The organism is Roseateles depolymerans, assembly GCF_003387155.1.
In the GTDB taxonomy this organism is placed as follows: Bacteria; Pseudomonadota; Gammaproteobacteria; order Burkholderiales; family Burkholderiaceae_C; genus Roseateles; species Roseateles depolymerans.
The window spans coordinates 40,777-48,051 of the sequence record NZ_QUMT01000009.1 but is presented as its reverse complement, the minus strand read 5'-3'; the positions used below and the strand labels follow the sequence as shown (position 1 = coordinate 48,051).

At 67.3% G+C, this 7,275-nt stretch carries 8 protein-coding genes; 2 read left to right on the top strand and 6 right to left on the bottom strand.

The window, feature by feature from the left end; translation table 11 throughout:
- Nucleotides 1-122: 122 nt before the first annotated feature.
- Complete coding sequence (locus tag DES44_RS24250) at nucleotides 123-1,313, bottom strand: GNAT family N-acetyltransferase (protein ID WP_058934291.1); 1,191 nt, start codon at nucleotides 1,311-1,313, stop codon at nucleotides 123-125.
- Nucleotides 1,314-1,384: 71 nt separating this feature from the next.
- Between DES44_RS24250 and DES44_RS24245 the strand changes: the two genes are divergently transcribed.
- Both DES44_RS24245 and DES44_RS24240 read left to right on the top strand, forming a co-directional pair.
- On the top strand, nucleotides 1,385-3,484 hold the full coding sequence (locus DES44_RS24245) for an NAD(+) synthase (RefSeq protein ID WP_058937267.1): 2,100 nt from the start codon (nucleotides 1,385-1,387) through the stop codon (nucleotides 3,482-3,484).
- Between the two features lie 108 nt (nucleotides 3,485-3,592).
- On the top strand, nucleotides 3,593-3,931 hold the full coding sequence (locus tag DES44_RS24240; RefSeq protein WP_058934292.1) for a P-II family nitrogen regulator: 339 nt from the start codon (nucleotides 3,593-3,595) through the stop codon (nucleotides 3,929-3,931).
- 70 nt (nucleotides 3,932-4,001) lie between these two features.
- On the opposite strand, the gene DES44_RS24235 is transcribed toward DES44_RS24240, so the two are convergent.
- The 5 genes from DES44_RS24235 to DES44_RS24215 are packed head-to-tail and all read right to left on the bottom strand — an operon-like array spanning nucleotide 4,002 to nucleotide 6,968.
- Nucleotides 4,002-4,388, bottom strand: coding sequence for a diacylglycerol kinase (locus DES44_RS24235; RefSeq protein WP_058934293.1), 387 nt, complete (start codon nucleotides 4,386-4,388; stop codon nucleotides 4,002-4,004).
- Between the two features lie 38 nt (nucleotides 4,389-4,426).
- A complete protein-coding gene (locus tag DES44_RS24230) occupies nucleotides 4,427-4,972 on the bottom strand; it encodes an RDD family protein (RefSeq protein ID WP_116001926.1) in 546 nt (181 codons plus the stop codon).
- A 9-nt stretch (nucleotides 4,973-4,981) separates the two neighbouring features.
- Nucleotides 4,982-5,908 carry a DUF3106 domain-containing protein gene (locus DES44_RS24225; RefSeq protein ID WP_058934295.1) on the bottom strand — a complete coding sequence of 309 codons (927 nt, stop codon included), beginning with the start codon at nucleotides 5,906-5,908 and terminating at the stop codon, nucleotides 4,982-4,984.
- Nucleotides 5,905-6,405, bottom strand: coding sequence for a DUF3619 family protein (locus tag DES44_RS24220; protein WP_058934296.1), 501 nt, complete (start codon nucleotides 6,403-6,405; stop codon nucleotides 5,905-5,907). The genes DES44_RS24225 and DES44_RS24220 overlap by 4 nt, the downstream gene beginning before the upstream one ends.
- On the bottom strand, nucleotides 6,402-6,968 hold the full coding sequence (locus DES44_RS24215; protein WP_058934297.1) for an RNA polymerase sigma factor: 567 nt from the start codon (nucleotides 6,966-6,968) through the stop codon (nucleotides 6,402-6,404). The genes DES44_RS24220 and DES44_RS24215 overlap by 4 nt, the downstream gene beginning before the upstream one ends.
- Nucleotides 6,969-7,275 lie beyond the last annotated feature (307 nt).

The following is a 7,275-nucleotide window of genomic DNA, read 5'->3' as shown; positions in this document are numbered from 1 at the left end:
TGCAAACGCCCGATGCTGTGCATCGGGCGCAGTTGGTTGGCTGACGCCGACCTTTACAACCGTCCGGGACTGTCAACGTAGTTCAGGACGGGTCAGCGAAACGTGTGGATGAGAAGCACCGGTCAGGCGCTCTCCGGATGAGGGCCCGACCCCGCCTTGAACGGCTGATGCCGCTCCAGCTCGTCGATGTATTCCCCCATCGCATCGCCCTCCCTGGCGAGGAACTCCGCCACCGCCTCGCGGAACTGCGGATGGGCCAGCCAGTGCGAAGAATGGGTGGCCACCGGCAGCAGGCCCCGCGCCATCTTGTGCTCGCCCTGCGCGCCGCCTTCGAAACGGTGCCAGCCCTGGGCCAGGCACCAGGCCAGCGGCTGGTAGTAGCAGGCATCAAAGTGCAGGTTGGGGATGTAGCGAGTGGCCCCCCAATAGCGTCCATAGGCCGCCCGCTGACCTTCATCCAAGGCCACCAGCGACGCAGCCACCCGCTCGCCCTGCTCATCCCGCGCCATGAACATCAGCCAGTGCGCCGGCAGGTCCGCCGCCATGCGGGCAAAGAAGTCCCGCTTGAGATAAGGCTTGTTGCGGTGCGCCAGATAGGTGAGCGTGTAGCACTCGTAGAAGAAGTCCCAGTCCTCGGGCGTGATGGCGCTGCCGCGCAAGGCCTCGAAGCGGATACCCGCCTCGGCCACCTTGCGCTGCTCCTGCTGGATCTTCTTGCGCTTTTCCCGCTGAAGCGTCTGCAGGTAGTCGGCAAAGCTGCGCGGCGTGCCGTCCCCCGTCCAGTGGAACTGCACCTGCTGGCGGGCCAGCCAGCCGTCCTGCGCCAGCGCGGCCTGGTCCTGCTGATCGCCGAACAGCACATGCACCGAGGAGAGTTCCAGTCGCTGCGTCAGGGCCCTCAGGCCTTTCACCAGCCAGGCGCGGGCGTCCTGGTCCCGGGCCAGCAGGCGGCTGCCCGGCACCGGTGTGAAGGGCACGGCCACCAGCAGCTTGGGGTAGTAGTCCAACCCGTGCCGCTGGTAGGCGTCGGCCCAGGCCCAGTCGAAGACGTATTCGCCGTAGGAGTGGCTCTTGAGGTAGGCCGGGCAGGCCGCAATGAGCTGATCCCCCTCCCAGACGCTCAGGAACTGGGCCTGCCAGCCGGTCTTGGGGACCGCCGACCCGGACGCCTGCATCGCGCGCAGGTACTCCAGGCGCATGAAAGGGGAGGGCAGCGGGGAAGCCGCGAGCAGCCCGTTCCACGCATCGAGCGGAAGTTCGGACAGATCATCATCGACCCGGATGAGGGGGGCAGCGGAAGGGGTAGTGGTCATGCAGCAGTGCGAGTGTGGCGAAATCTTAGGGCCAACCCAAAACCCTGCGCTTTGATGGCAGGATGCTGACCATGCAAGCGACGTTTCCCTCCACTGGCTCGGCGCAAGGGTCTCCCACCCGCCCGGGCAGCTTCGACAACCTCTATCTGCACGATTTCGCCCGGCTGGCCGTGGGTGTGCCGGTCTGCCGCGTGGCCGATCCCGCCTACAACGCGGCACAGACCGCCGAACTGATGCAGCAGGCCGCCAAGGACGGCGCGGCCCTGGTCGCCTTCCCCGAACTGGGCCTGGCCGCCTACACCAGCGACGACCTGTTCCATCAGCGTGCGCTGCTCGACGGCTGTGAAGCGGCGCTGTCGCATCTGCTGGAGGTCTCCCGCGACCTGCCCACCCTGGCCATCGTCGGCCTGCCGCTGCGGGTGGACCACCGACTCTTCAACTGCGCCGTTGCGCTGCAGCGCGGTCGCCTGCTGGCCGTCTGGCCCAAGACCTACCTGCCCAACTACGGCGAGTTCTACGAAGCCCGCCAGTTCAACGCGGCGGACGAAGCGCTGAGCACCGAGATCGACCTGCTGGGCCAGCAGGTGCCCTTCGGCACACGGCTGGTCGTGCAGGCGCAGGACCTGCCGCTGCTGCGGGTGCATGTGGAAATCTGCGAGGACGTGTGGACCCCCATCCCGCCGTCGTCGTATGCCGCCCTGGCCGGTGCCACCGTGCTGGTGAACCTGTCGGCCTCCAACGTGACGGTGGGCAAGGCGGGCTACCGGCATCAATTGGTGTCTCAGCAGTCGGCGCGTTGCCTGGCCGCTTATGTCTACACCTCGGCCGGCGCAGGGGAGTCCAGCACCGACCTGGCCTGGGATGGTCAGGCCCTCATCTACGAAAACGGCACCCTGCTCAGCGAAGCCGATCGGTTCGTGCGCCGCTCCCAACTCCTGACCGCCGATGTCGATCTGGAACGACTCTCCCGCGAGCGCATGCGGCAGACCAGCTTTGGCGACTCGGTGCGCCACCATGCCGCGCTGCTGAAGGACTTCCGCACCGTGCGCACCGAACTGGGCCTGGACCTGACACAGCCCCTGCCGCTGCGACGCCGCATCGAGCGCTTCCCTTACGTGCCATCGGACCGCACCCGTCGCGACGAGCGCTGCAACGAGGTGTTCAACATCCAGGTGCAGGCGCTGGTGCAGCGACTGGTCTCCAGCGGCATCCACAAGCTGGTGCTGGGCGTGTCCGGGGGCCTGGACTCGACGCATGCGCTGCTGGTCGCCGCCCGGGCGATGGACCTGATGGGCTGGCCCCGCAGCAACATCCTGGGCGTGACCATGCCGGGCTTTGCCACCAGCACCCGCACCCGCGACCAGGCCATGCGCCTGATGGCCGCCATCGGCTGCGAAGCGCGCGAGATCGACATCCGCCCCAGTTGCACCCAGATGCTGGCCGACCTGGGGCATCCCTATGCCAAGGGCGAGGCGGTCTATGACGTCACCTTCGAAAACGTCCAGGCCGGTGAGCGCACCAGCCATCTGTTCCGCCTGGCCAACCACACCGGCGCCCTGGTGCTGGGCACCGGCGACCTGAGCGAGCTGGCCCTGGGATGGTGCACCTACGGCGTGGGGGACCACATGTCCCACTACAACGTGAATGCATCGGTGCCCAAGACCTTGATCCAGTACCTGGTGCGCTGGGTGGCGGAGACCGAGCAACTGGGACCGCAGGGCAGGACGGTGCTGCTGGACATCCTGGGCACAGAGATCAGCCCGGAACTGGTGCCGCAGGACGGCAAGAGCAGCAGCGGCCTGCAAAGCACCGAGTCGACCATTGGCCCCTACGAGCTGCAGGACTTCAATCTTTTCTACACCATCCGCCAGGGCTGTTCGCCCGCCAAGATTGCCTTCCTGGCGCGCCATGCCTGGGGCGACCGCAGCCGCGGCGACTGGCCGGACGGCGAGCATGTGCGCCGCAATGAATATCCGCTGCCGGAGATCAAGCGCGTGCTGCGCATCTTTGTGCAGCGGTTCTTCAAGGGCAGCCAGTTCAAGCGCAGCTGCGTGCCCAATGCACCCAAGGTGGGCAGCGGCGGCTCCCTGTCGCCGCGCGGAGACTGGCGCGCGCCCAGCGACTCGGAAGCCACCGTCTGGCTGGCCGACCTGGACCGGATTCCGGACTGACTCGCTGTCCGGCGCGCTATCTGGTGGAGAGGCAGCGCAACGGGGGATGGTTTCGGCGGGGTTCCGTGCTTAAATCACAGACAGTTCTTCCCTCTCCCGGAGTCCGCGATGAAACAGATCACCGCCATCATCAAACCGTTCAAGCTCGACGAAGTCCGTGAAGCCCTGGCAGAAGTCGGCGCGTCCGGCCTCACCGTCACCGAGGTCAAGGGGTTTGGCCGCCAGAAAGGTCACACCGAGCTCTACCGCGGCGCGGAATACGTCGTGGACTTCCTGCCCAAGGTGAAGGTGGAGGTGGTGGTCAAGGACGAAGACGTCGAGCGCAGCATCGACGCCATCCTCAAGGCCGCCAAGACCGGCAAGATCGGCGACGGCAAGATCTTCGTGACCCCGGTGGAGCAGGTGATCCGCATCCGCACGGGTGAAGAGGACGAAGCCGCGGTCTGATCTTCATCGAGCGTCGTCACGCAGCCTGTGGCGGCGGCCGACGCTCCATCTGCCGCTCCGACCTGTCCGCTTAAAGCCGCGGGGCCACGTGTTGCCACACCGCGGCGATCCAGATGCCGCCGCACAGCAGCAAGGCCAGCAGCACTGCTGCGCTGGCAATGTCCTTGGCGCGCTTGGACAGCTCATGCAGCTCGAAGGACACGCGGTCAATCGCCGCTTCCACCGCTGAATTGAGCAGCTCCACGATCAGCACCAGCACCAGCGACCCCAGCAGCAGGGCCACCTGCACCCAGTCCCGCCCCAGCCAGAAGGCCAGTGGCGTGGCGATGAGGGTGAGCCAGATCTCCTGGCGGAAGGCGCTTTCGCCCTGGTAGGCGGCGCGCAGGCCCGCCCAGGAATAACCGGCCGCATGCAGGATGCGGTCCAGGCCGGTGCGGCCCTTGTGGGGATTGCTCATGTCGTCGGTCGAGAACGGGCAGGGAAGGTCAGGACGGGTCAGGACGGGTCGCCCACGGGGGCTGAACCCGGCTTGGGTCGAGGGACCGGTCGTTGGGTGATGATCTGCGTGCCGGCGAGCACGTCATGCAGGAACTGCCGGCGCGGATGCAGCCGCGCAATCAGCAGGTAGGCCGCCATGCCGCCCAGTACCGCCGACCAGAGCGCGCCGGGGCTGTGGGTCCAGCCCATCAGGCCGATGGTGACCAGTGCCGGCATGAACCACAGCCAGGCCAGCAGATACCGCAGCAGGGCCCGCCAGGGGCTGACCGGGGCGCCTTTGAGGTCCACCAGTCGCAGATGCCAGGTCTTCTGGGCGAGCGTCTGTCCGCCTCGGCACCAGAACCAGATGAAATACAGCCCGATGACCACGAAGCAGGCGGCCTGAAGGCCGTGCTGGCCCTTGAGGGCATGGCGCTGGTTGGTCAGGGGCGAATAGATGAGCGCCGTCAGCACCACGACGCCGAACAGCAATACGCCTTCGTAGAGGAAGGCGGCCATTCGCCGCCGGAGGCTGGGCGGAGCGGTGTCTTGCAACTGCGTCATCCGGCCAGTTTAGCGGCTGGACTCGTCCGCCTGACGGCTGGCTGCCGGCTGCGGCAGCAAGGTTTGCGGATTCAGATGTCCTTCGCGCGGGGAGCGTAGGGGACGCACCGTCCCTCCCACCGCGGCACCGACCGGACCGCTCAGGGCCGCCGCACCCGTCAGCGGGGCGGGGGGGCGCTGGGTCAGCAGCACGGTCGTGGCGCCGGGCCGGGCCAGCAGCACCGTCGGGCCGGAATTGCTCAGGGTCAGCGCCGGCGGAAGACCGGCGGCGGGCGGCGGGGCGAGCAGGGCGGCGGACTTGCCGGGCGCGGCATCGGCCGGCAGGGCCGCACTTTCCTTGCCGGGGCGGTGGCCGGAAGCCTTTTCCGCGGCGCGCTCGGCCAGACGCTGACGCATTTCCGGCGACAAGGCCTGGTAGGCCTCCCACTTGGCCTGAAGGCGCGAAGCCTGCTCTTCCGAGCGCAGGTCGCCGGCATGCTGGTAGCCGATGCGGGCCTTCTGGCGCTCGGCCGGGCTCAGGCGGGTCCAGGCCACCATGCGTTCACGCAGGCGCTGCTGATGTTCGGGGGACAACTTGGGATAACGGGCCGCGATTTCCAGCCACTTGCCCTTGAGCGCGCTGTCCAGCCGGTCCCATTCCGGTTGCAGCGGTGCGAGGCACTCCTTCTGCGCGGGCGTCAGGGAGGCCCAGCTGGGACTGAGCAGGCTGGTGGGGCCGGCGCCGGTCGCACCGCTGGCGGCGGTCTTGACGGCGCTGGCAGGGTGCGCGGGCGAAAGTACTGCGGAAGAAGCCGCCGGAGCGGCCGCTTCCGCCGGGGACGAAGCCCCAGCCGTGGGCAGGCTCTGCGCATGAGCGGCCGGTGCCAGCGTCAGCGCAGACAGCAGGGCCGCAGCAGCCAGGGCCAGCGGCGCCAGATCCAGGGGCAGCGACCTCACTCTTTGGTCTCTTCGGCGTTGGGGTCGCTCGGATTGTTGGGGTCGGCCTGGTTTTCGTTCAGGTATTCACGGAAACCCGGATCGCTGTAGGCGGCCGGCGGCAGCGGCTTGGACAGCAGGTCGGTGTCCAGCTCGGCGGCGCTGCGGATCTGCTCATACCACTGGCTGTGCTGGATCAGCAGCAGGCCGCCCACCAGCAGCGCGATGGGCAGCAGCGCGGCGGCTTTGAGCCAGCGCGGCGTGCGATCTCCGCCGCCCAGTGCCAGCGTGCCGCCGCCAGTGGCCTGCACCGAGGGAGCAGCGACGGCCGGCTGGGCCGCCCGTGCAGCCACGGCTTTGGCGAGCGCTTGCTCACGGGCAAAGCGCAGCCGTTCCTGAATATCACCCGACAGGGAGTTGCTATGTTCGGTCAGCCCGGCCGACACCCGCAGGCCAAAACGGGCCATGCGAGCGTCCAGCTCCTGCGGGAGGGCCGTCGGCGGCGAGGTCTTGTTCATAGCGTAATTCCCTTGGCTTTGAGCGTTTTGGCCAGCGCATGCACAGCGCGGGAGCAGTGTGTTTTCACACTGCCCTCCGAGCAGCCCATGACCGCGGCCGTTTCCGCAACATCGAGTTCTTCCCAGTAACGCAGCAAAAAGGCTTCCCGTTGACGCGCGGGCAGCGCTGATACTTCTTCGTCGATCAGGGCCAGGATCTGACCCCGGGAAACTTCGTCCGCAGCCGACAGCGCACCCATCGCGCCATCCTGCGATTCCAGGCTTTCCAGCAGGTCGAAGTCGTCCGACGGGTCCGACCCTTCAAAGTCGGACAGGTTGCTGAAGACCGCATTGCGGGTCTTCTGCCGACGGAAGTGGTCCATCGTCGCATTGGAGAGGATGCGCTGGAACAGCATGGGCAGTTCCTCGGCCGGCCGGTCGAAATATTTTTCGGCCAGCCTGATCATGGCGTCCTGGACGATGTCCAGCGCCGCATCCTCATCCCGTACGAGATAGACCGTGCGTTTGAAGGCACGTTTGTCTACCGTCTTCAGAAAATCGTTGAGTTCTTTGTCTGTGGCCAAGGGCTGTCGCCACGCGGTGGCGGTCGGGCTGGCAAAACGCCGCGGATTATTGCATTGCCGACACGGCCAGTGCGGCGCGACCGCCTTCATCTGGGTGTCCCCCCTCGCCAGCGGGGTGTCGGACTGTGGTTTTTGTCACTGCGACCGGGCTCTGGCGGCCGCACCTGCAGGCCGCCGCAGGCCTTGACCGCCGCCGATGCTCCATGGGATGGCATCGACCAGGCTTCGCGCAGCGGCGGGTGACGCACGGAGATCAGCCGTTCACCGGGGGTGAGCCTTCGGCTCCCGCAAAGGCTCCGGTGGGGGT